The sequence below is a fragment of the Geminicoccus sp. genome, from assembly GCF_035556675.1.
Classification (GTDB): Bacteria; Pseudomonadota; Alphaproteobacteria; order Geminicoccales; family Geminicoccaceae; genus Geminicoccus.
Window position 1 is genome coordinate 25,008 of the sequence record NZ_DATMFZ010000221.1, and the last position, 23,794, is coordinate 48,801.

The window sequence follows — 23,794 nt, forward strand, 5'->3', positions numbered from 1 at the left end:
GCCATCGAAAGGCACTAGCATCTCGGGCATCCGCTCGGGGGAAGGCTCGTTGCTCAGCTACGTGATCCGTCGGTGCCTCACCATGATTCCGACGTTGATCGCGATCAGCGTCGTCGTGTTCGTGATCATCCAGCTGCCGCCCGGCGACTATCTCACCAGCCAGCTGGCGGAGATGCAGTCGCAGGGCGAGAACATGCCCCAGGCGCAGCTCGAGCATCTGCGCCAGCAGTACGGCCTCGACCGGCCCTTGTGGGAGCAGTACCTGTTCTGGGCCTGGGGCCTGCTCCAGGGCGATCTCGGCTGGTCGTTCGAGTACAACCTGCCGGTCAACGACGTCATCGGCGACCGGGTGCTCCTGACCTTCATCGTCAGCTTCGCGACGATCATCTTCACCTGGATCATCGCGTTCCCGATCGGCATCTACTCGGCCACCCATAAATATTCCTGGGGCGACCACGGCCTGACGCTGCTGGGCTTTTTGGGCCTGGCCACGCCGAACTTCCTGCTGGCCCTGGTGATGCTCTACTTCGCCAATGTCTGGTTCGGCACGTCGATCGGCGGGCTGGTCGATCCGGAATTCATCGACCAGCCGATGTCCTGGGCCAAGTTCGTCTCGGTGCTGGAGCATATGTGGATCCCGGTGCTGATCATCGGCACGTCGGGCACCGCCGCCATGATCCGCCGGCTGCGCGCCAACCTCCTGGACGAGCTGAGGAAACCCTACGTGGTGACCGCGCGCGCCAAGGGGCTGCCGTCGCACCGGGTGCTGGTGAAGTATCCCCTGCGGGTGGCGCTGATCCCGTTCGTCGCCGACATCGGCAACCTCCTGCCGGAGTTCATCAGCGGCGCCGCCTTGGTCTCGGTGGTGCTCTCCCTGCCGACCACCGGGCCGATGCTGGTGCGGGCCTTGCAGACCCAGGACATGTATCTCGCCGGCTCGTTCCTGATGCTGGAGGCGACGCTGGTGGTGATCGGCACGCTGGTGTCCGACATCCTGCTGGGCTTCCTCGACCCCCGGATCCGGCTGGGGGCCGGGGCGGAACGATGAGCGAGCGCCGTCATCCGCTGAGCGAACGCTGGGTCGACACCACCCCGTTCGACCCCAACCGCGAGGAACCCGCCGATCCCGAGCGGGAGCGCTGGGCCAGGGCGTCCCAGTGGCAGCTCCTGTGGTGGCGCTTCAAGCGGCACAAGCTGGCAGTGGTATCCATGTGGTTCCTGGCGTTCATGTACGCCACGATCTTCGTCACCGAGTTCCTGGCCCCGCATGGCCGCGACACGCACAACGCGTTCGCGATCAACAGCCCACCGCAGATGGTCCACCTGTTCCACGAGGGCGAGTTCGTCGGGCCGTTCGTGTATGGCCGGAAGCAGACGCTCGACATGGAGACGCTCAAGCGGATCTATGTCCCGGACACGACCAAGGTGCAGAAACTGCGCTTCTTCTGCCGGGGCGACCGCTACCTGTTCTGGGGCATGATCCCGGGCGACCGCCACCTGGTCTGCCCGGCGGAGAACGGCACCTTCTACCTGATGGGCTCCGACCGGCTGGGCCGCGACCTGTTCTCGCGCATCCTCTACGGTGCCCGGGTATCGCTCACCATCGGCCTGATCGGCATCGCGGTGAGCTTCGTGCTCGGGATCACGCTGGGCGGCATGGCCGGCTGGTACGGCGGCTGGGTCGATGCCGCGGTCCAGCGGGTGATCGAGGTGATCCGCTGCTTTCCGACCATCCCGCTCTGGCTGGCGCTGTCGGCGGCGATGCCGGTCGACTGGGACCCGCTCTGGGTGTTCTTCGGCATCACCATCATCCTGGGCCTGATCGACTGGACCGGCCTGGCGCGCGCGGTGCGCTCCAAGATCCTGTCGCTGCGCGAGGAGGACTTCGCGCAGGCCGCGACCTTCATGGGCGCCAGGCCGGCAAGGGTGATCGGCCGCCACCTGATCCCGTCCTTCACCAGCCACCTGATCGCATCGGCCACCCTCTCGATCCCGAGCATGATCCTGGGCGAGACGGCGCTCTCTTTCCTGGGCCTGGGCGTGCGCCCGCCGATCGTGTCCTGGGGCGTGCTTCTCAACGACGCGCAGAACATCAACGTCGTGGCCCTCTATCCCTGGCTGCTCCTGCCGGTGGTGCCGGTGATCCTGGTGGTGCTGGCCTTCAACTTCATGGGCGACGGCCTGCGCGACGCGGCCGATCCGTATCAGTGAGCGTCCGAGCTTTTGACCAGAGGGTTGAGTGACGAGGTGGCTGTGTCGGAGATCAGGGAACTCGAACGGACGAAGAAGCCGCAACCTGGGGTATCGAAGCGAAATCAGGCCGAAGCTCGCCGAGTGGTGAATGCACACATTGCCTTTCAATGCTGTGCTGTCTGCGGGATCCAGTTGCCCACTTGCCTGACCATCGCACATCTTGATCATAATCCGGGAAACAATGCGGCTGACAATCTCGCTCTTCTCTGTCAGACGCATCATTGGATGTATGACGCGGGCCTTTATCCGCTGGAAGCCATTCGGCTTCTTCAGGATCATTGGCAGACGACGCGTGGCAAGCCATGCCACAAGGCAAGGATGAAAGACGCGGGTGTCAAAGCAGCCCTGGCCCGGAAGCGGCGCGAGGCGGCACGCAAGGCCGTGGCTACTCGGAGGCGCAATGCTGACCGCCTGAAGGCAGTAGCGGCATCCAGTGCCGATCAGCCTGAGAGTTCAGTGAGGAGGCCGGAAAAAAACAGCCCGGAGGCGAGCCTCCGGGCGTAATGGCCACGAAGCGGCGGCTCGGTGGCCGCCGTTCGTGGCGCTCGGGCCAAAAGGAAGATGGTCACCCCCGACTACTAGCAAGGGGCGTGCCAATCAGGCGACACAGGGAAGGCCGGTGCCGGAGCCCGTGCCGGTTGGCCAGAAGTTCGCCAGATGCCTATCCTGTCGGCACAGCCGGGGCGGCCTTGCGGAAGGAGCAGAGGTGACGGAGTTCGACGTGGTGATCGCCGGCGGCGGGCTGACCGGTCTGGCCGTGGCCGCCGGCATCGGCCGGATCGGCGGGCGGGTCCTGGTGATCGAGCAGGAGCGCATCGACCGGCTGGTCGAGCCCTCCTTCGACGGGCGGGTGACGGCGGTGGCGCTGGGTTCCAAGCGGCTGCTCGACCGCTACGGGGCCTGGGACGCCGTGGCCGAGCAGGCCGGGCCGATCCTCCATATCGAGGTCGGCGAGAAGAACTCGCCGGCCACCGTCCACTACGACCATCTCGACGTGGGCCGGGAACCATTCGGCTGGATCGTCGAGAACCGCGACCTCCGCAAGGCCCTGATCGCGCGGGTCGACGAACTGCCGAGCGTGGAGGTCGTGGCCGGCCGCCGCATCCAGGCCTTCGACCGCACGCCGGCCCGGATCACGGTGGATCTCGGCGGCCGGTCGGCCTCTGCCCGGCTGTTGCTCGTGACCGAGGGCCGGTTCAGCCGGACCCGCGCCATGCTCGGCATCGACACGGAGGAGTGGGACTACCACCAGCGTGCTCTGGTCTGCACGCTCGCCCACGACCTGCCCCATCACGGCCGGGCGGTGGAGCGGTTCTTCCCGGACGGGCCGTTCGCGATGCTGCCGATGCGCGGGCTGCGCTCCTCGATCGTCTGGGCGCTGGAGGAGCGGCTGGCCGAGGAGGTCGCCCATCTGAACGACGGCCTGTTCCTGGCCGAGGTGGCGGAGCGGTTCGGCGATGCGCTGGGCGAGCTGGAACTGGTGGGGCCGCGCTTCTCCTATCCACTGCGCATGGTGATGGCCGAACGCGCCACGGACGAGCGGGTGGCGCTGGTGGGCGATGCCCTGCGCGGCATTCATCCGATCGCCGGCCAGGGCTGGAACCTGGCGCTGCGCGACGTGGACGCGATCGTCGAGCTGGTGACCGCGCGGCTGAGTGCCGGGCTCGATCCTGGCGATGCCGGAACGCTGGCGGCCTATGCCTCAAGGCGGCGGCTGGACGGCATCTCGATGGTCGCGATCACCGATGGGATCACCCGGCTGTTCGGCAACGACCTGTTCCCGCTGAAGCTGGCGCGCGAGACTGGCCTGGCGGTGGTCGAGCGGCTGCCACCGCTCAAGCGCCTGTTCATGCGCCACGCGATGGGCACGCTCGGCATCGGCGACAGCTGATCCCGCCATGACCAAGGGCAGTCGGGCCGGACCAGGCGTGATCCGGGTGGAGCCTCGGTCGGTCGCGCGTTAGCTTCGCGTCGGGCCGTGCCTGCTGCGGCCGATCCGACCCGATTGCCAGGAGCCTTGCCTTGCACCCTGCCGCCGAGACCGCCGTCCTGCCCGCCTCGTTCGTACCGCTGCGCCTGACCGACCGTCCGCTCGCCTGGAAGCTCCTGGCCGTACTGCTGGGCACGCTGTTCCTCGCTGCCTCATCCTGGATCGAGGTGCCGATGCTGCCGGTGCCGATGACGATGCAGACCTTCGCCATCACGCTCGTGGGCGCCGCCTATGGCTGGCGGCTCGGCACGCTGACCGTGCTCGCCTGGCTGGGCCAGGCGATGGTCGGGCTGCCGGTCCTGGCCGGCGGTGCCGGTGGGCCCCAGCATTTCGTCGGCCCGACCGCCGGCTATCTCGCCGCCTTCCCGGTCGCAGCACTGCTGGTGGGCTGGCTGGCCGAGCGCGGCTGGACGGGGCGCGGCATCGCCGCCTCGTTCGGCACGATGCTGCTCGGCAACCTCGTCATCCTGCTCCTGGGTGCCGTCTGGCTGAGCGGCCTGATCGGCGCCGAGGGTGCGCTGCAGGCGGGCGTCCTGCCGTTCCTGCCGGGCGCATTCCTGAAGGCAGCGCTGGCGGCCGCGCTCCTGGTGGCATGGCGCCGCACCGGGCGGAGCGCCACTGACCAGTGACCGTCCGCCTGCGCGCCCATCACCTCCTGTGCATGCTGACCTATGTCGGCAAGGGCTACAGCCCGGCCTTCTGCACAGGGTTCGATGCGATCGCGCGCCGGCTGAGCGGGCGCGAGGAGATCCTGATCGTCGAGGGGCCGGACGATGTCTGTCAGCCCCTGCTCGGCGAGGAGGGCGCGCATTGCCACCGGCCGGGCGTCCTGGAGCGGGACCGCCGGGCCGCGGCGGCAGTGGCGGCACTGCTCGACTGGCCGATTGCGCCGGGCGAGCGGCTGAGGCTCGACCCGCGGCTGCTGGCCCGCCTGCGCCGCGCCTTCGAGGCCGGCACCATCCGCGCCGCCTGTGGCAAATGCGAATGGTCGGAACTGTGCACCAGGATCGCGGCGAACGGCTATGCCGGCACCCGCCTCGACATGGCGAAGGACGTCGAAGCCGCCTGAGGGGAGGATGGAATGGCGCAGGACCAGACGACCGGCTCGCCGGCCCAGGGCGAGGGCGGGTGCCAGTGCGGCGCCATCCGCTTCCGGCTCGAGCAGCCGCCGATGGAGCTCTATGTCTGCCATTGCACCCAGTGCCGCCGGCAGTCCGCCTCCGCCTTCGGCATCTCGGTGATCCTGCCGGCCGACGGGGTGCGCCTGCTCCAGGGCGAGCCGAAGGTCTGGAGCCGGCCCACGCTGAGCGGCGACGAGCTGCGCTGCGCGTTCTGCCCCAGCTGCGGGAGCCGACTCTGGCATCGCTCGGCGCGCAGGGGTGTCTTCAGCGTGAAGGGCGGAGCACTCGACCGGCCGGTCGACCTCGCCGGCGCCTTCCATATCTGGACGGCGGAAAAGCTGCCGGGCGTGGTGATACCGGAAGGGGCCCGCCAGTTTCCGGGCGAGCCCCCGAGGTGACCGGCACGGGTCAGGTCACCCAGGCGATCCGCAGGAGATTGGTGGCGCCCGGCGTACCGAACGGCAGGCCCGCCGTGATCACCACGCAGTTGCCGGCCTGGGCGAAGCCTTCCTCCACCGCATAGCGGCGCGCCTTGTCGACCATCTCGTCGAGCGAATGGGCGTCGCCGGTGAAGATCGGGTGGACGCCCCAGGCCAGGGCCAGCTTGCGCGCGGTGCCCATCCGGGTGATCAGCCCGATGATCGGCCGGTCGGGCCGCTCGCGCGCAGCGCGCAGGGTGGTGGCACCACTGGTCGAGTAGGTGACGATCGCCACCGCCTGCATGGTGTGGGCGACCTGGCCGGCGGCGAGTGTGATCGCGTCCGCCGTCGTGCGCTGCGCCTGGGCGTGGTAGGCGTCGAGATAGGTGCGGTAGAGCGGGTCGCGCTCGGCGGTCTTGATGATCCGGTCCATGATCTGGACGGCCTCGACCGGATAATCGCCCGACGCACTCTCGGCCGAGAGCATCATCGCATCCGCGCCGTCGAACACGGCGGTGGCGACATCCGAGGCCTCCGCCCGGGTGGGGGCCGGCGCCTTGATCATGCTTTCCAGCATCTGGGTCGCGACGATCACCGGCTTGCCCTGCTCGCGGGATGCCCGGATGATCTTCTTCTGCAGGCCCGGCACCACTTCCGGGGGCATCTCGACGCCCAGGTCGCCGCGCGCGACCATGATGCCGTCGACCAGCTCCAGGATCTCGTCGAGCCGGTCGATCGCCTGAGGCTTCTCGATCTTGGCCATGATCGCCGCACGGCCGACCACCAGCTTGCGCGCCTCGGCCACGTCGTCGGGGCGCTGGACGAAGCTCAGCGCCACCCAGTCGAAGCCCATGTCCATGCCGAACGACAGGTCGTTCAGGTCCTTGGGCGTCAGCGCCGAGATCGGCAGGACCGCGTTGGGGACGTTCACGCCCTTGCGGTTCGACAAGGGTCCGCCGGTGACCACCACCGTGTCGGCGCTGTCGGAGGTGACCTTCTCGACCCTGAGCCGGATCTTGCCGTCGTCGAGCAGGAGCTCGGTACTAGGCTTGATCGCCTTGAAGATCTCTGGATGGGGCAGCTGGACCGCCTGCTCGTCGCCGGGCCCGCCGTTCAGCTCCAGCCGGAACGGCCGGCCGGCGACGAGATTGATCTTGCCGTCCGCGAAGGTGCCGATCCTGAGCTTGGGCCCCTGCAGGTCCATCAGGCAGCTGATCGGCCGCTGGCGCTCCTTCTCGATCGCGCGCACGATCCGGAAGCGCTCGGCATGGTCCTCGTGGCTGCCATGGCTGAAGTTGAAGCGGAACACGTCCACGCCGGCGTCGGCCAGCTCGCGGATGCGCTGCTCGGTCGAACTGGATGGGCCAAGGGTGGCTACGATCTTGGCGCAGCGTTCGCGACGCATGATGAATCCCCGTTCATAGGCCCGGCTCGCTATAGCTTCGGACGGTTGCGATGTCATGTCACGGCTGGACCGGCCTGCATGTTCATGCGCGGCCGAGCGGGTGTCGCCGCCCGGACATTGTATTTCCGGAAAGCAAATGGTACGACTTTTCTCAACTCTGAGTTGGGGAGGGGTGTGCCGCATGCTGGAACCATCCATCCTGCTGCCGTCCCTGCGCGAGAGCCTGGCCGGGATGGGGCAGGTGCTGATCGATGCCGTGCTGCCACCCCGCTGCCCGTCCTGCGGTGACATGGTCGAGCGCCAGGGCAGCCTGTGCCCGCCCTGCTGGCAGAAGCTGCGCTTCATCGCGGAGCCGGCCTGCCAGCGCTGCGCCACCCCGGTGCTGGGCGCTCCGGACGGTAGCATCGTCTGCCCGGCCTGCATCGTGAGCCCGCCCGTGCATGATCGCGCCCGGGCCGCCTTGTGCTACGACAGCGCCACTGCGCCCATGATCCTGGCGATGAAGCATCGTGGCCGGCTGCAGGCGGTCCGGGCGTTCGGCGCCTGGATGGCCAGGGCCGGGCACGACCTGTTCGGCGAGAGCGACGGGCTGGTGCCGGTGCCGCTGCATCGCTGGCGCATGCTGTGGCGCGGCTACAACCAGTCGAGCCTGCTGGCCCGCGCGGTGGCGCGCCAGGTCGGCCTGCCGGTGATGGACGGTGCGCTGGCGCGGCGGCGGGCCACGCGCAGCCAGCAGAGCCTGAGCGGCGCGGACCGCGCCCGCAACATGGCCGGCGACGTGTTCGAGGCCCCCGCGCGCAGCCTTGTCGAGGGTCGCCGGTTGATCCTGGTGGATGATGTGCTGACCACCGGCAGCACGCTCGCAGCCTGCGCCTCCGCCCTGCTGGAGGCCGGCGCCGCCCAGGTGGATGTCCTGGTGCTCGCGAGGGTGGTGCGCGGCGATTTGATGACCATATCGTCACCAGGAGAATGACAGCCGGGCCGGAGTGCTCCGTTCGTTCCGGCACTGACCTGCGGAGAACGGTAGCAGCATGTCCAGGATAGAAATCTACACCACGCCGATCTGCCCCTACTGCATCAGGGCCAAGCGGCTGCTCGACCAGAAGGGGGTCGCCTATCAGGAAATCGACCTCTGGTCAGAATCCGGCCGGCGCGGCGAGATGGTCCAGCGTGCCGGGGGCCGCACCACCGTCCCGCAGATCTTCATCGACGGGCAGGGCATCGGCGGCTCCGACGACCTGCATGCGCTGGAAGCGGCCGGCCGGCTGGACGCCCTGCTCGGGCAGGGCGAGCCGGCTGCCGTCAGCCGCAGCTAGCGGCCACCATGCCGCCAGGAGCCGCATCGTGATCAAGTTCACCCTGCAATGCCAGGCCGGCCACGAGTTCGAGGGCTGGTTCCGTGACAATGCCGCCTTCGAGGACCAGGCCGGCAAGGGCGTGCTCACCTGCCCGGTCTGCGGTGACGTCCGGATCGCCAAGTCGATCATGGCGCCGGCGGTGCGCACCTCGGAGAACGCGGCCGCCGCGCGTGCCGAGCAGCGCGCCCGCATGAAGGTCTTCATGCAGCAGCTGCGTGCCGCGCACGAGCATGTCGAGAAGAACTTCGAGAATGTCGGGGAACGGTTCGCCGAGGAAGCGCGTGCCATCCATTACGGCGAGAAGGAGCAGCGCGACATCTTCGGCCAGACCACGCTCGAGGAAGCGCAGAGCCTGCACGACGAGGGCATCGGCTTCGGCTTCCTGCCGCCCTTGCCCAAGGCCGACGCCTGATTTGCCAGTGGCCCGGGCGCTCAGCCCGGGCCGGTGCCGGCCGAAGCCTATGCCGAGGCCTCTGTTTGCGCCGGGCCTCCTTTCCCGGCTCGCCAGGCCATGGGGCTCGTTCCCGTCACCCGCCGGAACTCCCGGTTGAAGTTGGACTTCGTCTGGAAGCCGACCTCCAGCATGACGGCGGTGACCGGCAGGTCCGTGCCGGCGAGGAGACGGCAGGCTTCGCCGATGCGGTAATCGTTGACGTATTGCGAGACGTTCCGGTCGCGCAGCCGGTTGATGGCCGCCGAGATGCGCCGCGCGGGGATCCCTGCCTTGCGGGCGAGGCGATTCAGGTTGAGATCCGGCTCGCGGAATACGTGCCGGGTGCGCATGAGCGTGTCGATCTGCCGGACGATCTCGAGGTCCTCGCCGTCCGGCGGCGGCATGGCCGGCGGTGCTGGCTCTTCGGCGGGTGCTTCCTTCTGCCCGGCCGCCGCGGCGGCGATGCCCAGGAGCAGCAGGATCGGCACGTTCGCGAGACCGACCAGAAGGGCGGCGCGGCTGCCGTCCCACCACTGAAGATCGAGCCGGATGGCGAGGTCGAGGAGGGCGGAGGCGAGCAGGGCCGCTGCCGTAACCTGAACGGTCCGGTGGATCAGAGGGGCCTCGTCGAGCGGCGCTAGGCGCAGTGCGTCCGGGCCGGCCAGGGCCAGCCGGGTGAGTGCCAAGCCATAGGCCAGGTAGGTCGCGATGATCACGACGTCGATCGGGCCGGGCCACAGGACGATCAGCACGAGCACCAGGCCGGCCGGCAGCGCATGGGGCCAGAGGCGCTGGCGGCCGGCCGCTGTCAGGCCTGTGAAGCAGAGCCAGGCGAGCGGCGGCAACAGGGCGGCCAGGACCGATTGCAGGGGCAGGACGGCCTCGATGCCGTAGCCCCAGCGCAAGCCGATCACGACCGACAGAACCGCATAGACCGCGATCAGCGCCACGAAGCGCCGGTCGGCCGGACGATCGTCGACGCGCCTGACCATGCGCCCGAGCAGGATCGCGAGGAGCAGGGCGACCACCCATGGAAGCGGCACGAAGATCAAGGGGCAAGCCCGCCAACGGGGTTCTACGGGGTGACCCTGTATAGAGCCCGGATGCTCCTGCCGCGACGGTGCCGCGTCTTCCCGCTGCCTGGGACCGGATCGTGATCCAGGCCGACCTCGATCGCGAAACAGGTCGCGGTCCGGATGGACGGATCGTCTCCTCGCCATGTGCCACCGGCAAAGGTGGTGGAGGGGAGACAGCGATCCATGAAGTTTTGTTCGATCATGCTGACGGGCATGCTCGTCTTCGCCGGTGGAGGGGCCCAGGCGGCGGGCTTCCAGCATGTCCGGGTTCCGGACCCGCAGGATGCAGCGATCGAAGTCGGCATCTGGTATCCGAGCGACGCAGCGATCCGGACAGACGTCGACAGCCCCGTCCGGCAGGCGCTGGCGCCGGATGCACCGGTTGCCGGCGATCGCCTGCCGCTGGTGGTCATCTCCCATGGATCGGGCGGTTGGATCGGCGGCCATGCCGGCCTGGCGCTGGCCCTGGCGGAGGCCGGGTTCGTCGTCGCGGCACCGGCGCATACCGGCAACCACAGCGAGGACGAGCGCTACCCGCCCGCCCGGTGGATGGTCGAGCGGCCACGGCATGTGGGCCTGGTGATCGACTACCTGCTGGGCGCATGGGGAGGGCGGGATCGCATCGACCCCGATGCCATCGGCATCTTCGGCTTCTCGGCCGGCGCCTTCACGGCCCTGGTGGCCGTCGGCGCCGTTCCGGACCTGGAGCGGGTCGCAGCCCATTGTGCCGGCCATCCCGACGAGCATGCGTGCGGCATTGGCGGGCTGCCCTCACCCGGCACGGTGCTCGCGTGGCGCCACGACCCGCGCATCCGGGCTGCGGTGGCGGCCGCGGTGGGCTTCGGCTTCGCCTTCGACGCGGCGGCGCTCGCGCAGGTGGCCGTGCCGGTGCAGCTATGGGCCGCCGCGGACGACCAGGTCGTGCCCTACCGGACCAACATGGCGCCCCTCCGCCGGTCGCTGCCGGCGGTGCCCGAGTTCCACCTGGTGGAGAACGCCGGGCATTTCGCGTTCCTGCGGCCCTGCGACCCTCGGCTGGAGAGAGCGGCGCCGGAGACCTGGGCGATGATCTGCATCGATGCGCCCGACTTCGACCGCAGGGCCTTCCATAGGCGGCTCAACGAAGAGGTCGTGGCCTTCTTCGGCAGGGTGCTGCGGCCGTCGCCATCACGGCCGTGACCGTCTAGAGCTTCGTCGCGCTGTAGATCGTCGGGCTGAGGCCGCGGAGGAGGCCTACGCCGTTCAGATGGTCCTTCGTCCGGCGCATCGTGGCGTGGTTCAACTCGAACCGGATGCCACCGACGACGACATAACCCTTGTAGGTGCACGACTGGCCGGCGGTCGGCTGGATCACGCCGAAGGCCTTGCGGCTGACGTTGCTTCTGCTGGCGCAGGTCGAGCGGTCGGCCGTGAACGCGCCGGTCGGCTTGATCTCGAACGTGCAGCTCATCCAGAACGGTGGCGTGGCCACGTGGTGGGTGAAGAAGAACTGCCACGTGCCGACCAGATCACTCTGGCTGCAGGCCGCTGCGGCCGGGGCGGCCGGAACCAGGCAGGCGAGCGCCAGGGCGCCCGTGGCCGCGCTGCGGATCAGGCGGTTCAGACGCGACATCAGATTTTCTCCGCTTGAGCGGTCGGTGCGCACCGCTGCGTATCCCACGGGGCCGGCACCCTGGCAGAAGTGTGCCCGGGTGCCGGTAGGTCAGAGCTTGGTCGCGTTGAACACGATGGAGCCGGCCGGGGACGAGCCGGCCCCGTCGATATGGTCCTTGCCGCGGGACAGGGCGCCGCGCGTCAGGGAAACCCGGAGGCTGCCCAGCTGGTAGGTGCCATGGATGATGCAGGTGCTGCCGCCGATGTTCTCGACCGAGCCGGATACCTTGGTCTGCTGGCCCGCCTGATCGGTGCACACCGAGTTCTGCGGGTTGATGGTTCCGTCCGGCTTGATGGCGAACGTGCAGCTATGCCAGTAGGGATCACGCGTCGGCTGAAAGATCGACGCAGGTGCCGGCGGGTAAGTAATGACATAATACTGCCACAGCCCGGCCAGATCCGCCTTGCTGCAGGCTGCCAGTGCGGTACCGGCCTGGCCTGCACCCAGGACAAAGGCGAGCGCAACCGCCAGCCGGCTCCAAAATAGACGGCACATCTACACCTCCGCGCCCGGATTGATCGGGCATTCTGGTTCTTGATGGCTTATGTTCGCGGCACGGAGGTTGGCAAGCGATATAGTTAATACCGCTCCATTTTTCCGGAAAATACATAAACAAGAGGTTAAAGGCGCGCTGCGACCAGCAGGTAGTTCACGTCCGGCCGCGGCGCGTCGACGAACCGCCCCGTCCGGGCGTCCCAGGTAACCGCGCGGAGTTCCTGCACGACCAGTCCGCTGCCACGCACCCAGCGCGCCAGCTCCGACGGCTGGACGAAGCGGCGCCAGTCATGGGTGCCGGCCGGCAGCCAGCGCAGCAGATATTCCGCCGCCACGATCGCCTGCAGCCAGGCCCGGTTGGTGCGGGCGATGGTGGACACGACCAGGAGGCCGCCCTCGGCCACGCAGGCCGCCGCCTCCTGGACGAGCCGCTCAGGATCCTCCGCGTGCTCGACCACCTCCAGCGCGGTCACCACGTCGAAGCGCCGGCCCTGCGCCGCCATGTCCGCGACCGTGGCCTCGCGGTAGTCGATCCGTAGCTCCTGCTCCTCGGCATGCAGCCTGGCCGCGGTGATCACCTCGCCGGCCGGGTCGATCCCGGTCACCTCCGCACCCAGCCGGGCCATCGGCTCGCACAGAAGGCCGGCACCACAGCCGATGTCGAGCAGGCTGCGTCCGACCAGAGGGGTCCGCTTTGCCGGGTCGCCTCCGAACTGCCGGCAGATCGCATCGCGGATCACGCCGATGCGCCAGGGATTCATGGCGTGGAGCGGTGCCATCGGCCCGACCGGGTCCCACCACTGGCCGGCCAGTGCCGCGAACTTTTGCACCTCGCGCGGATCGAGCGCCGGATCCGGGCGCGACCCGGCCGCCTTCTGCCCGGCCGGCTTTTGCCTGGCCGCCGGCCTGCGCTTCGCCTTGCGCTCCTCGTTGCCGACCATGGTCACCCTCGCGCTTACGGTTGCCGGCTTTCCAGCGGGCCCGGCGGTCGCCCATGCCGCCCTGGCCGGGCTTGTGGTAGACAAGCCCGGCCAGTATGAGAACCGCGTCCATTCAATCGTGGGATGACGTGCTCCGCGTGCGCGGCCGGTGCCCCCACCCCATTTCGAGAGCGTCGATCCTTGGCTCTGCTCGTCCAGAAGTATGGCGGCACGTCCGTCGCCGATCCAGACCGCATCCGGAACGTTGCACGCCTGGTCAAGCGCGCGGTGGACGATGGCCATCAGGTGGCCGTGGTGGTGTCGGCCATGGCCGGGACCACCAACCAGCTGGTCAAGTGGGTGGACGAGCTGGACGCCGGCCATTTCGATCCGGCCGAATATGATACGGTGGTCGCCGCGGGCGAGCAGGTGACGAGCGGTTTGCTCGCGGTGGCGCTCAACCAGCTGGGCGTGAAGGCCCGCTCCTTCCAGGGCTGGCAGATCCCGCTGGTGACCGAGGGTGGCCACGCCAAGGCCCGAATCGAGAGCGTCCCGCCGGACAACCTCCTGCGCACGCTCGGCGAAGGCAAGGTCGCGGTGATCTCCGGCTTTCAGGGCGTCTCGCCGGACGGCCGGATCGCGACGCTCGGCCGCGGCGGCTCGGACACGTCGGCGGTCGCAATCGCCGCGGCAATCAAGGCGGAGCGCTGCGACATCTATACCGACGTCGACGGCGTCTACACGACTGATCCCCGGATCAGCGACAAGGCGCGCAAGATCGACCGGATCACCTATGAGGAGATGCTGGAGCTGGCCTCGCTCGGTGCGAAGGTCCTGCAGACGCGCTCGGTGGCGCTCGCCATGCAGCACCAGGTCCGGGTGCAGGTACTCTCCAGCTTCGAAGACAAGCCCGGCACGCTGGTGGTCGGCGAGGACGAGATCATGGAAAACAACATCGTCACCGGCATTGCGCACAGCAAGGACGAGGCGAAGATCACCCTGGCCGGCGTCACGGACCAGCCGGGCGTGGCCGCGGCGATCTTCGGGCCGCTCGCCGATGCCAACATCAATGTCGACATGATCGTCCAGTCGGTGTCCTCCGACGGCGCGACCACGTCCATGACCTTCACCGTGGGCAAGGCCGATCTGATCCGGGCCAAGGCGCTGCTCGACGGGCTGAAGGAGAGCGTCGGCATCGAGCGGATCGACGCGGACGGCAACGTGGTGAAGATCTCGGTGGTGGGCGTGGGCATGCGCAGCCATGCCGGCGTCGCCCACACCATGTTCCGCACGCTTGCTGGGCGCGGCATCAACATCCAGGCGATCTCGACCTCGGAGATCAAGGTCAGCGTGCTGATCGGTGCCGACTACATGGAACTTGCCATCCGCTCGCTTCATTCTGCCTATGGCCTGGATGCCGGATAACAGTGACCATGCTCCCTGCCCATCCGCTGCTGGCAGCAGCTTCCGCCCGGGGACGCCGGTTCCTGGGCTGTGAACTCGCCTTTCTCGGCGGCGCGATGACCTGGGTGAGCGAACGCAACCTGGTGACGGCGCTGGGCCGGGCCGGTGCCTTCGGGGTCCTGGCCTGCGGAGCGATGACCCCGGAGCGGCTGGACGAGGAGATCCAGGCGACCCAGGCCCTGTCCGACGCACCGTTCGGGGTCAACCTGATCGTGATGCATCCGGACCTGGCGCGGCTCGTCCAGGTCTGCCTGGACCGCAAGGTCTCGCACATCGTCCTGGCCGGCGGGCTGCCGCACAAGGACACGATCCAGGCGATCCGCCAGGGTGGTGCCAAGCTCGTCTGCTTCGCTCCGACCCTGGCGCTGGCGAAGAAGCTGGTCCGCTCCGGCGCCGATGCCCTGGTGATCGAGGGCAGCGAGGCGGGCGGCCATGTCGGCCCGGTCTCGACCTCCGTGCTGGCGCAGGAGATCCTGCCGTTCGTCACCGACGTGCCGGTGTTCGTGGCCGGCGGGATCGGGCATGGCGAGATGATCGCCGCCTATCTGCGCATGGGTGCCGCAGGCGTGCAGATGGGCACGCGCTTTGCCGCCGCGACGGAATCCATCGCGCATCCTGCCTTCAAGCAGGCCTTCGTGCGGGCCAGCGCCCGCGACGCGGTGACCTCGGTGCAGATCGACCCGCAGTTCAAGGTGATCCCGGTCCGTGGCCTGGTGAATACCGGGACCGAGCGGTTCGCCGAGACCCAGGTGGAGGTGATCGGCCGCTACCGGCGCGGCGAAGCCAGCTACGAGGAGGCCTCGCTCCAGATCGAGCGCTTCTGGGCGGGTGCGCTGCGTCGGGCGGTGGTCGAGGGCGATGTCGAACAGGGTTCGCTGATGGCCGGCCAGAGCGTCGGCTTCGTCAAGGCAGTCGAGCCGGTCACGGACATCCTGGCGGAACTGGTGGTGCAGACCGAGGCGGCGCTGGCCCGTCGCGCGCCGGCGGGTGCCTTGCCCGCAGCTGCGGAGTAGCGGTTTGGCCCCGCGGCACGGGGCGGTCGAGCCCTCTGTGGGCGACAAGCCGCGCAACTACGACCAGATGGCGGGTTCGCGGCGGCTCCTGCGCCGGCTGATCGAGGTCGCGGCCATTCCGCTGGAGCCGCAGCAGCGCCTGGACCGGGTGGTGCGCATGATCGCCACCGACATGGTGGCGGAAGTCTGCTCGGTCTATGCCCAGCGCGCCGGCGACCTGCTGGAGCTGTTCGCCACCGAGGGCCTGGCGCCCGGCGCGGTGCACCGCGTGCGGATGCGGGTGGGCGAGGGCTTGGTCGGCTCGATCGCCGCGACCGGGCAGGTGGTCAACACCGCGGACGCCCAGTCGCACCCGAACTTCCGCTATTTCCCGGAGACGGGCGAGGAGATCTACCACTCGTTTCTGGGCGTGCCGCTCCTGCGCTCGGGCCGGGTCACCGGCGTCCTCACCGTCCAGAACCGGGCACCCCGGCATTATTCCGACGACGAGGTCGAGGCGCTCGAAGTCATCGGCACCGTGCTGGCCGAGATGTTCGCTTCGGGCGGGCTGGTCGACCCCAAGGTCTATGGTTACATCGCCGGGCTCCGGCGGGAATCGTACCGCCTGGATGGCACCAGGCTGGTCGAGGGGGTCGCGATCGGCCGGGCCTGGCTGCACGAGCCGCAGATCGTCATCAACCGGCTGATCGCGGAGAATGTCGGCACCGAGCTGAACCGGCTGGACCAGGCGGTGGCACGGTTCCGCGCATCCATGGACGAGCTGGTCGAGCGGCCGGACCTGGGCTCCGGCGAGCATCGCGACGTGTTCGAGGCGCTGCGGATGTTCGCCCACGATCCGGGCTGGGTGCGACGGATCCGCGAGACGGTCGAGACCGGGCTGTCGGCCGAGGCGGCGGTGCGGCGGGTGCAGGAGGAGACCCGGCTGAAGCTGGGCCACGTGGCCGACCCCTATATCCGCGAGCGGCTGCAGGACCTGGACGACCTCGCCAACCGGCTGCTCCGGCAGCTCACCGGCCAGGCACTCCATCACGATCCGTCCGACCTGCCCGGCGAGACGATCCTGATCGCGCGCAACCTCTCGGCCGCGGACCTGATCGAGTACGACCGCAGCAAGATCAAGGGCATCGTGCTGGAGGAGGGCTCGCGCACCGCGCACGTCACCATCGTGGCGCGTGCGCTGGACATCCCGATGCTCGGCCGGGTCGAGGGGGCGATGGCGGCGGCCGATCCAGGCGACCTGCTCGCGGTCGACGGCGACCATGGCCACCTGTTCCTGCGGCCGACCGAGGACGTCGAGCAGTCCTTCCTCAGCTCGATCCTGATCCGCCAAGAGCGGCGCCGGGTGCTGGAAACCCAGCGCAACCTGCCGTCCGTGACCCTGGACGGGGTGCCGATCGGCCTGTCGCTGAACGCGGCGTTCCTGATCGATCTCGCCCATCTCGACGAGAGCGGTGCCGAGGGCATCGGCCTGTTCCGGACCGAGCTCACCTTCATGAACCGCGCCCGCTATCCGGACCTCCCGGCGCAGACCGACTATTACCGCTCGATCATGGAGAAGGCCGGCGGCCTGCCGATCCTGTTCCGCACCCTGGACGTCGGCAGCGACAAGCAGCTGCCCTACTGGCGGACCCCGGCCGAGGAGAACCCGGCCATGGGCTGGCGGGCCATCCGGATGATGCTGGATCGCCCGGTCGTCCTGCGCGAGCAGCTGCGGGCACTATTGCGCGCCGCCAACGGCCGGTCGCTCTGCGTGATGTTCCCGATGGTCACCGAGGTGGCCGAGTTCGAGATGGCGCGCACCCTCCTCGACCGCGAGCTTGAGCGGCTGGATCGGGACGGGCTGCCGCGCCCCGAGCGACTCGAGGTCGGGGTGATGATGGAGGTGCCGGCACTGTTCTGGCAGCTCCCGGCAGTCCTCCGCCGGGTCGACTTCGTGTCGCTCGGCAGCAACGATCTGTTCCAGTTCCTGTACGCCTCGGACCGCGGCAACCCGCAGTTGACGGACCGCTACGACGTGCTGTCGCCCGGCATGCTGAGTTTCATTCACGATCTGGTGGAGCGCTGCCGGGCGGCCGGTGTGCGACTGTCGGTGTGCGGCGAAATGGCCAGCCGGCCACTCGAGGCGATGGCACTGATCGGCCTGGGCGTCCGCCATCTGTCCGTGACGGCTGCGGACCTGGCGCCAGTCAAGGCAATGCTCCGGTCGGTCGCGATCGGGCCGCTGCACGACTATCTGATGACGTTGCTGGAAGTTTCCGACCATTCATTGCGCGGGCGACTGCAGGCCTATGCACTGGACCATCAGATAGTGTTGCCGCCGGGTGTCTATCGCCCCTGAAGCGTATTAGATGCCGGCTTCCGGATCGGCTGCTTCTTTGGACCGGTCGGAGATTTCTGCTATCTCTACTGGAGAGCTACCCCCTCCAGCGCGACCGAGGTCGACCCCGACCCATGGCTCCAGGATCCACCTCCGCCCATCTGCGATCGGGCCCGCCCGGCGAGGCGGCTGCCCTGTCGATCGGCCGGGAGCTTCGCGCCGTGCGCGAGCAGCGTGGCGAAGACCTCTACGACGTGGCCGATCTTTTGCGGATCAAGCCCGCCTATCTCCTGGCGCTGGAGCAGGGTGATCACGCCCGGCTGCCAGGCATCCCCTATGCCCACGGCTTCCTGCGCAGCTATGCCGAGCATCTGGGGCTGGACGGCCAGAAATTCGTGCGGCGGCTGAAGGCCGCGGGTGCGGTGCCGGCCGCTCCGACCGCGTCGGCGGCGCCAGCCTTCCGCGTTCCCCCCGCCGAAGAACGCCGGCCGACCATGGTCGTGGCGCTTGCCCTGCTCGTGCTGGCCGGCGCCGGCTATGGCGGTTGGTCCTATCTGGGCCTGGGCGGCGAGGCACCGCCGGAAGCGGTCGCCGAGGCACCCTACCTGCCGCCGCCCGATCTCCCGCTCGCCGTCCGCCAGCCGCCGCCAGCGCCGCTGCGGCCGGATCCTATCGGGCCGGCCGTGCCGGAACGGGCGCTCGCCGCAGCGCCGACCCCGGCCGTCCAGGACCTGCCTTCCGTAGCCGAGGTGCTGGCCGTGGCGGCCACGGCACCCGTGCCCGCCCACGCAGCGCCGGCCCCCGATGGGAGTGCTGCCGCCGATGCGCCGCAGCCCGCGGCGGCCCTGGCTGTAGCAGCTGCACCTGCCGGGGCCGGCGAGGCCGCGGCAGCCGCTGAAGCCGTCGCGGCGGACGAAGGCCGGCCTAGCCCTGGTGTAGGTGCCGCGGTCGCCGGGGAAGCGCGCGTGGTGCTGGTGGCGACCGAGCCGGCCTGGATCCAGGTGCGGTCGGCCGACCGGTCGTTCTCGCGCAGCCGCCTGATGGAGGCCGGCGAGCGCTTCCTTCTGCCCGAGCGGGCCGATCTGGCGCTGTGGACCGGCAATGCCGGTGGGCTGCAGGTGGTGGTGGACGGTGCCGAACTGGCGCCGCTGGGTGCCCGCGGCGCCGTCCTGCGCGACGTGCCGCTCGACCCGGCCGCCCTCAAGGCCCGGCTCACGCCCGCCCATTAGAGCCGTTCCGGACGCCTCTTCCGGCTGGTGACGCGCTGGAGGAAGGCGAGATGGCTGGCCGCCCACTTGTCGCAGCGGCTGGCGATCCGCCGGTTCTCCTTCGAGCGGCAGACCACGTGCCACTCCCGGTACGGCGCCCAGCCCACCGGCCGCAGCCTCCTCGGTCGGGAGCAACGGCGTGGCGGCGCCGGTGCCGCGCGTCCGGAGGTGGTTCCGCACAAGCGGGCCCGTGGGGCTCCTCTCGCCCATGATCACCCGGAGTCGGCATCCAGGCAGGCTCACGGCACTCTGGCTCGTCGACGCGCGAGAGGCGGATTGCGGGTGACGCTGGCCCGGCGTCAGAGCGATCGCCATCGGCGCGGGCGCCCGCAGCGCCGATGCAACTCGCTCCCGCAAGGCGCGGGCGGCCGGATGTAGGGTGGAGCCCCCTGTTCCGCCGGCGGAAGAGCGACAGTTACGGCGCTGCTACCGTCGCCCATAGAGACTTCGCGGCCGCTGCGGCATATCGGGGCCGGGATGCAGCGCAGCTTGGTCGAGGAGCGCCTCCCACAATCGATCCTGGCCAATGGCAGAACGGCATCGCCACCGCCCCCCCAGGAGCGATGTGTTCAGGCAGTTCGGGCCACGGCGTGGCGATCCGGCTGGCCAGGGCAAGGATGATGCCTTGAGGGTGCCTGGGCGATCGGCTGTCGACGCCGAAGCATGCGTGCGGATCTGCTACGAAGGGTTCAAGGCATTCAACGAGCGGCACGGCTTTCCGCCCAACTATCCGTCCATCGAGGCCGCCACTGCGCGTGTGCAGGGCTTGCTCAAGCACCCGGCCGTCTTCGGCGTCGTGGCGGTCGACCAAGGCGGCTGTGGCCTGGGTTTCGACTTCCTGAGCGAGCGCAGCCCGATCTTGGTGGACTCGGCGGCCCAGGGAGAGGTGTAGGCCGGCAGCTCATGACGGCCGTGCTGGAGCGTGCGGCCGGCGCACCCGGGGTCCGGCTGGCGGAGGAGGCATTCAACCTGGGCGCGTTTGCCCTCTATGCCGTGCTTGGCTTCGAGGCCAGGGAGCCGCTGGTCGTCCTGGTCGGGCGGCCTTGGTGCGCTCGCCCAGCCGGATGGGACGTCCGGCCGCTGCGGGAGAAGGGTCCCGCCGCCAGCGCTGCGCTTCATGATCGGGTGCACGGCCATTCCCGCGCCAACGAGCTGCGCGAGTCGGTGGGCAGGGGGCTGGCCTGGGTCGCGGGATGGTCGGATGGTGGCGTACGCAGCGGCGGTCACAGCCTGGCTCGCCAACCACGGCGGGGCCGAGACCGAGGAGGACAGGGCGCTCTGCTCGCTGGCGCCGCGCGCTCGGTCGAGGCGCCACTGGCGCTGCTGAGCAGGGGCGCGTATCGTGAACTTCAGGGCGCCTAGTTCCCGTCGGTCCTCTACTGACATGTGGCTCGCCAGGTGCCGGCAGCGCATGGCAGCCCGGCATGGTTGCTGGTGACACGGGATGCCCGGCTGGGCTATCCCGCGCGCCTAGGACAGTCGGGACCGGTTGACCGCTCATGGTGGCACTTCGCCAGATCGTTCGGCATCGCACGCATGCGGTGGACGTGGGCGGCATCGTCGTCGGCGGTGCCGCACCCATCGTCGTGCAGTCGATGACCAATACCGACACGGGCGACGTGGACGCCACCACCCGCCAGGTGATCGAGCTGGCCAAGGCCGGCTCGGAGATCGTGCGGGTGACGGTCAACGACGACGCCGCGGCCAGGGGGGTGCCGGTCATCGTCGAGCGGCTGCGCCTGCTGGGTTGGGAAACGCCGATCGTCGGCGACTTCCACTTCAACGGCCACAAGCTGCTGGCCGAACATCCGGCGATGGCGCAGGCGCTGGCCAAGTATCGGATCAACCCGGGCAATGTCGGCTTTGGCAAGAAGCGCGACGTCCAGTTCGAGCAGATGATCGAGGCGGCACTGCGCTATGGCAAGCCGGTGCGGATCGGCGTCAACTGGGGCTCGCTCGACCAGGATCTGGCGACCGGCCTGATGGACGCCAATGCCAGCCGTCCGGACCCGCGCCCGGCCGACGACGTGATGCGTGAGGCGATGGTGATCTCGGCGCTGCAATCGGCGGAGCGGGCCGAGGCGCTGGGCCTGCCGGCCGACCGGATCATCATCTCCACCAAGCTCAGCCGGGTCCATGACCTGGTGGCGGTCTATCGCGAGCTGGCGCGGCGCTCGAACTATGCGCTGCATCTGGGCCTGACCGAAGCGGGGATGGGCACCAAGGGGATCGTGGCCTCGGCCGCCGCCCTGTCCCTGCTGCTGACCGAGGGGATCGGCGACACGATCCGCGCCTCCCTGACCCCGCGGCCGGGCGAGAGCCGCGCGCGCGAGGTCGAGACCTGCAAGGAGGTCCTTCAGGCCCTCGACCTGCGCCAGTTCGCCCCGGCCGTCACCGCCTGCCCGGGCTGCGGGCGGACCACCTCCACTTTATTCCAGGAGCTGGCCCTGTCGATCCAGACCTGGCTGGACGCACAGATGCCGCGCTGGAAGGCGACCCATCCCGGAGTCGAGACCATGAAGGTCGCGGTGATGGGCTGCATCGTGAACGGGCCCGGCGAGAGCAAGCATGCCGATATCGGCATCTCGCTGCCGGGCTCGGGCGAGAACCCGGCCGCACCCGTCTTCATCGACGGCGAGAAGCGCCACACGCTGCGCGGGCCCACCATTGCCCAAGAGTTCCAGCAGATCGTCGAGGCTTATGTCGAGCGCCGCTACGGCCGGCGCGAGGCGGCCTGACCCGTTCGTTTCTTGATCCAGCCGAAAGTCCGAGACAGCGATGAGCGAGCTGCGCCCCGTCCGCGGTACCCATGACCTTCTGGGCGAGGACATGCGGCGCCACAGCCATGTCCACGAGACGGCGCGCCGCCTGGCCCAGCGCTACGGCTATGGCGAGATCGAGACGCCGATCTTCGAGTTCACCGAGGTGTTCCAGCGCACGCTGGGCGACACCTCCGACGTGGTGACCAAGGAGATGTACACCTTCACCGACCGGGGCGGCGAGCAACTCACGCTCCGGCCGGAGAACACCGCGGGCGTGGCGCGCGCCTTCGTCACCAACGGGCTGCAGCAGTCCCTGCCGGTCAAGCTGTTCTACCATGGCCCGATGTTCCGCTACGAGCGGCCGCAGAAGGGGCGGATGCGCCAGTTCCACCAGATCGGCATCGAGGTGCTGGGCGCGCCCGAGGCGCTGGCGGATGCCGAGGTCATTGCGCTCGGCGCCCATGTGCTGGACGAGCTGGGGGTGCTGGACAAGACCGTGCTCCAGCTGAACAGCCTGGGGGATCCAGAAAGCCGGGCCGCCTATCGTGACCGGCTGGTGGCCTATTTCTCCAGCCACGAGGCGAAGCTGTCCGAGGACAGCCGCAACCGGCTGCACAAGAACCCCCTGCGCATCCTGGACAGCAAGGATCCGGGCGACCGGGAGCTGGTGGCCGACGCACCGCTCATGGGCGAGAGCCTGAACCAGGCGTCGAAGGACTTCTTCAGGACGGTGACCGACGGGCTGGACGCGCTCGGCATCGCCTATGTCCTGGACCCGCGCCTGGTGCGCGGCCTCGACTACTATACTCACACCGCCTTCGAGTTCGTGACCACCCATCTGGGTGCCCAGGGCACCGTGCTGGGCGGCGGGCGCTATGACGGGCTGATCCGCAGCATGGGCGGGCCGGATGTGCCGGGCGTGGGCTGGGCCGCCGGGGTGGAGCGGCTGGCGGCGCTGATCGACGCACCGCCGCCGTCGGTGCGGCCGGTCGCCATCGTTCCCATCGGCCAAGCGGCGGAAAAGGCGGCATGGCAGCTCGCCACGGAGCTGCGTCGGGCCGGGCAGGCGGTGGAACTCGCCTACAAGGGCAAGCCCGGGCAACGGATGAAGCGGGCCGACCGGCTGCAGGCGAGGCTGGCGCTGTTCCTGGGCGACGACGAGCTGGCGACGGGCCAGGTCAAGCTTCGCGACCTCGCGTCAGGTGAGGAGCGCAACGTGGCACGTGAAACACTGCTGGATGAACTCAACTCTCTGGTTTAATAGCCTATTTGACAACGACGTGACAGTGCGATGACGTTGGCGGTCCTTCGAGAAGGCCGCTTGCGCATTGAACGGTACCGAAATCCTCCTGCATCTGCTGGGTGGCGTGGCGCTGCTCCTCTGGGGCGTGCGCATGGTGCGGACCGGCATGACCCGGGCATTCGGCGCGGGGCTGCGCCGCTTCCTGGGCGGTGCGGTCCGCAACCGGTTCGTCGGCTTCGGTGCCGGCCTCGCCGTCACCATGCTGCTGCAGTCCTCGACCGCGACCTCCGTGCTGATCTCGTCGTTCGCCGCACGCGGCATCGTCGAGACCGGGCCGGCACTGGCAGTGATGCTGGGTGCCGATGTCGGCACCGCCCTGATCGCCCTGCTCCTGTCCTTCCAGATCTCCTGGCTGGCCTTCCTCTTCCTGTTCCTGGGCGTCGCCGTGTTCCTCGGCACCGAGAACGGGCGTGCGCGCAACCTCGCCCGGGTCGGCATCGGCCTGGGCCTGGTGCTGCTGGCGCTGCAGCAGATCGTGGGTGCGGCCGAGCCCCTGGGCGCCTCGCCGGTAATGGCAGAGCTGATGGGTGCCCTGGTGGACAC

24 protein-coding genes are annotated in these 23,794 nt (G+C 69.2%); 18 read left to right on the forward strand and 6 right to left on the reverse strand.

What is annotated here, in order from left to right; genetic code table 11:
• Window positions 1-49: 49 nt before the first annotated feature.
• The 6 genes from VNS22_RS15490 to VNS22_RS15515 all read left to right on the forward strand — a co-directional run bounded on the left by VNS22_RS15490 (window position 50) and on the right by VNS22_RS15515 (window position 5,762).
• Window positions 50-1,048 carry an ABC transporter permease gene (locus VNS22_RS15490; protein ID WP_349261807.1) on the forward strand — a complete coding sequence of 333 codons (999 nt, stop codon included), beginning with the start codon at window positions 50-52 and terminating at the stop codon, window positions 1,046-1,048.
• Window positions 1,045-2,211 (forward strand): ABC transporter permease, encoded by a 1,167-nt coding sequence (locus tag VNS22_RS15495; RefSeq protein WP_325733928.1) that lies wholly within the window; start codon window positions 1,045-1,047, stop codon window positions 2,209-2,211. Before VNS22_RS15490 ends, VNS22_RS15495 begins: the two co-directional genes overlap by 4 nt.
• A 748-nt stretch (window positions 2,212-2,959) precedes the next feature.
• On the forward strand, window positions 2,960-4,144 hold the full coding sequence (locus VNS22_RS15500; protein WP_325733930.1) for a UbiH/UbiF/VisC/COQ6 family ubiquinone biosynthesis hydroxylase: 1,185 nt from the start codon (window positions 2,960-2,962) through the stop codon (window positions 4,142-4,144).
• A gap of 131 nt (window positions 4,145-4,275) precedes the next feature.
• Window positions 4,276-4,872, forward strand: coding sequence for a biotin transporter BioY (locus VNS22_RS15505; protein WP_325733932.1), 597 nt, complete (start codon window positions 4,276-4,278; stop codon window positions 4,870-4,872).
• Window positions 4,869-5,312, forward strand: coding sequence for a DUF1284 domain-containing protein (locus VNS22_RS15510; protein ID WP_325733934.1), 444 nt, complete (start codon window positions 4,869-4,871; stop codon window positions 5,310-5,312). Before VNS22_RS15505 ends, VNS22_RS15510 begins: the two co-directional genes overlap by 4 nt.
• A 12-nt stretch (window positions 5,313-5,324) precedes the next feature.
• Window positions 5,325-5,762 (forward strand): GFA family protein, encoded by a 438-nt coding sequence (locus tag VNS22_RS15515; protein WP_325733936.1) that lies wholly within the window; start codon window positions 5,325-5,327, stop codon window positions 5,760-5,762.
• A gap of 10 nt (window positions 5,763-5,772) precedes the next feature.
• On the opposite strand, the gene pyk is transcribed toward VNS22_RS15515, so the two are convergent.
• Complete coding sequence (gene pyk, locus VNS22_RS15520) at window positions 5,773-7,188, reverse strand: pyruvate kinase (protein ID WP_325733938.1); 1,416 nt, start codon at window positions 7,186-7,188, stop codon at window positions 5,773-5,775.
• Between the two features lie 181 nt (window positions 7,189-7,369).
• Here pyk and VNS22_RS15525 point away from each other — a divergent pair, with 181 nt between their 5' ends.
• The 3 genes from VNS22_RS15525 to VNS22_RS15535 are packed head-to-tail and all read left to right on the forward strand — an operon-like array spanning window position 7,370 to window position 8,958.
• Complete coding sequence (locus tag VNS22_RS15525; protein WP_325733942.1) at window positions 7,370-8,161, forward strand: ComF family protein; 792 nt, start codon at window positions 7,370-7,372, stop codon at window positions 8,159-8,161.
• A gap of 58 nt (window positions 8,162-8,219) precedes the next feature.
• Window positions 8,220-8,504 carry a glutaredoxin 3 gene (gene grxC, locus VNS22_RS15530; protein WP_325733944.1) on the forward strand — a complete coding sequence of 95 codons (285 nt, stop codon included), beginning with the start codon at window positions 8,220-8,222 and terminating at the stop codon, window positions 8,502-8,504.
• A 28-nt stretch (window positions 8,505-8,532) separates the two neighbouring features.
• Window positions 8,533-8,958, forward strand: a complete 426-nt coding sequence (locus tag VNS22_RS15535) for a DUF1178 family protein (RefSeq protein WP_325733946.1) — start codon at window positions 8,533-8,535, stop codon at window positions 8,956-8,958.
• A 47-nt stretch (window positions 8,959-9,005) separates the two neighbouring features.
• Here VNS22_RS15535 and VNS22_RS15540 read toward each other — a convergent pair whose 3' ends face one another.
• Window positions 9,006-10,031 carry a helix-turn-helix domain-containing protein gene (locus VNS22_RS15540; RefSeq protein ID WP_414653368.1) on the reverse strand — a complete coding sequence of 342 codons (1,026 nt, stop codon included), beginning with the start codon at window positions 10,029-10,031 and terminating at the stop codon, window positions 9,006-9,008.
• Window positions 10,032-10,238: 207 nt separating this feature from the next.
• On the opposite strand from VNS22_RS15540, the gene VNS22_RS15545 reads away from it, so the two are divergent.
• Window positions 10,239-11,234, forward strand: coding sequence for a hypothetical protein (locus VNS22_RS15545; RefSeq protein ID WP_325733948.1), 996 nt, complete (start codon window positions 10,239-10,241; stop codon window positions 11,232-11,234).
• 4 nt (window positions 11,235-11,238) lie between these two features.
• Here VNS22_RS15545 and VNS22_RS15550 read toward each other — a convergent pair whose 3' ends face one another.
• From VNS22_RS15550 to ubiG, 3 genes are all read right to left on the reverse strand, one after another.
• The gene (locus tag VNS22_RS15550; protein ID WP_325733949.1) at window positions 11,239-11,667 is read right to left on the reverse strand and encodes a hypothetical protein; all 429 of its coding nucleotides are present in this window, start codon (window positions 11,665-11,667) and stop codon (window positions 11,239-11,241) included.
• A gap of 90 nt (window positions 11,668-11,757) precedes the next feature.
• Entirely contained in the window at window positions 11,758-12,204 is a 447-nt protein-coding gene (locus VNS22_RS15555; protein ID WP_325733950.1) for a hypothetical protein, read from the reverse strand.
• Window positions 12,205-12,329: 125 nt separating this feature from the next.
• Complete coding sequence (gene ubiG, locus VNS22_RS15560) at window positions 12,330-13,145, reverse strand: bifunctional 2-polyprenyl-6-hydroxyphenol methylase/3-demethylubiquinol 3-O-methyltransferase UbiG (protein ID WP_325733952.1); 816 nt, start codon at window positions 13,143-13,145, stop codon at window positions 12,330-12,332.
• A 180-nt stretch (window positions 13,146-13,325) separates the two neighbouring features.
• On the opposite strand from ubiG, the gene VNS22_RS15565 reads away from it, so the two are divergent.
• From VNS22_RS15565 to VNS22_RS15580, 4 genes are all read left to right on the forward strand, one after another.
• A complete protein-coding gene (locus VNS22_RS15565) occupies window positions 13,326-14,549 on the forward strand; it encodes an aspartate kinase (RefSeq protein ID WP_325733954.1) in 1,224 nt (407 codons plus the stop codon).
• A gap of 8 nt (window positions 14,550-14,557) precedes the next feature.
• Complete coding sequence (locus tag VNS22_RS15570) at window positions 14,558-15,601, forward strand: nitronate monooxygenase (RefSeq protein ID WP_325733956.1); 1,044 nt, start codon at window positions 14,558-14,560, stop codon at window positions 15,599-15,601.
• A gap of 37 nt (window positions 15,602-15,638) precedes the next feature.
• On the forward strand, window positions 15,639-17,939 hold the full coding sequence (gene ptsP / locus VNS22_RS15575) for a phosphoenolpyruvate--protein phosphotransferase (RefSeq protein WP_325733958.1): 2,301 nt from the start codon (window positions 15,639-15,641) through the stop codon (window positions 17,937-17,939).
• Window positions 17,940-18,052: 113 nt separating this feature from the next.
• Complete coding sequence (locus VNS22_RS15580; protein ID WP_325733960.1) at window positions 18,053-19,147, forward strand: helix-turn-helix domain-containing protein; 1,095 nt, start codon at window positions 18,053-18,055, stop codon at window positions 19,145-19,147.
• On the opposite strand, the gene VNS22_RS15585 is transcribed toward VNS22_RS15580, so the two are convergent.
• On the reverse strand, window positions 19,144-19,293 hold the full coding sequence (locus tag VNS22_RS15585; protein WP_325733962.1) for a hypothetical protein: 150 nt from the start codon (window positions 19,291-19,293) through the stop codon (window positions 19,144-19,146). The genes VNS22_RS15580 and VNS22_RS15585 overlap by 4 nt on opposite strands.
• Window positions 19,294-19,853: 560 nt before the next feature.
• On the opposite strand from VNS22_RS15585, the gene VNS22_RS15590 reads away from it, so the two are divergent.
• From VNS22_RS15590 to VNS22_RS15605, 4 genes are all read left to right on the forward strand, one after another.
• Window positions 19,854-20,078: a hypothetical protein gene (locus VNS22_RS15590; RefSeq protein WP_325733964.1), complete on the forward strand. Its 225-nt coding sequence runs from the start codon at window positions 19,854-19,856 to the stop codon at window positions 20,076-20,078.
• 607 nt (window positions 20,079-20,685) lie between these two features.
• Window positions 20,686-21,924, forward strand: coding sequence for a flavodoxin-dependent (E)-4-hydroxy-3-methylbut-2-enyl-diphosphate synthase (gene ispG / locus VNS22_RS15595; protein ID WP_325733966.1), 1,239 nt, complete (start codon window positions 20,686-20,688; stop codon window positions 21,922-21,924).
• A gap of 40 nt (window positions 21,925-21,964) precedes the next feature.
• Window positions 21,965-23,209, forward strand: a complete 1,245-nt coding sequence (gene hisS / locus VNS22_RS15600; protein WP_325733968.1) for a histidine--tRNA ligase — start codon at window positions 21,965-21,967, stop codon at window positions 23,207-23,209.
• 67 nt (window positions 23,210-23,276) lie between these two features.
• Window positions 23,277-23,794, forward strand: a 518-nt coding sequence (locus VNS22_RS15605) for a Na/Pi symporter (RefSeq protein ID WP_325733970.1), incomplete at its 3' end; no start/stop codon positions are given.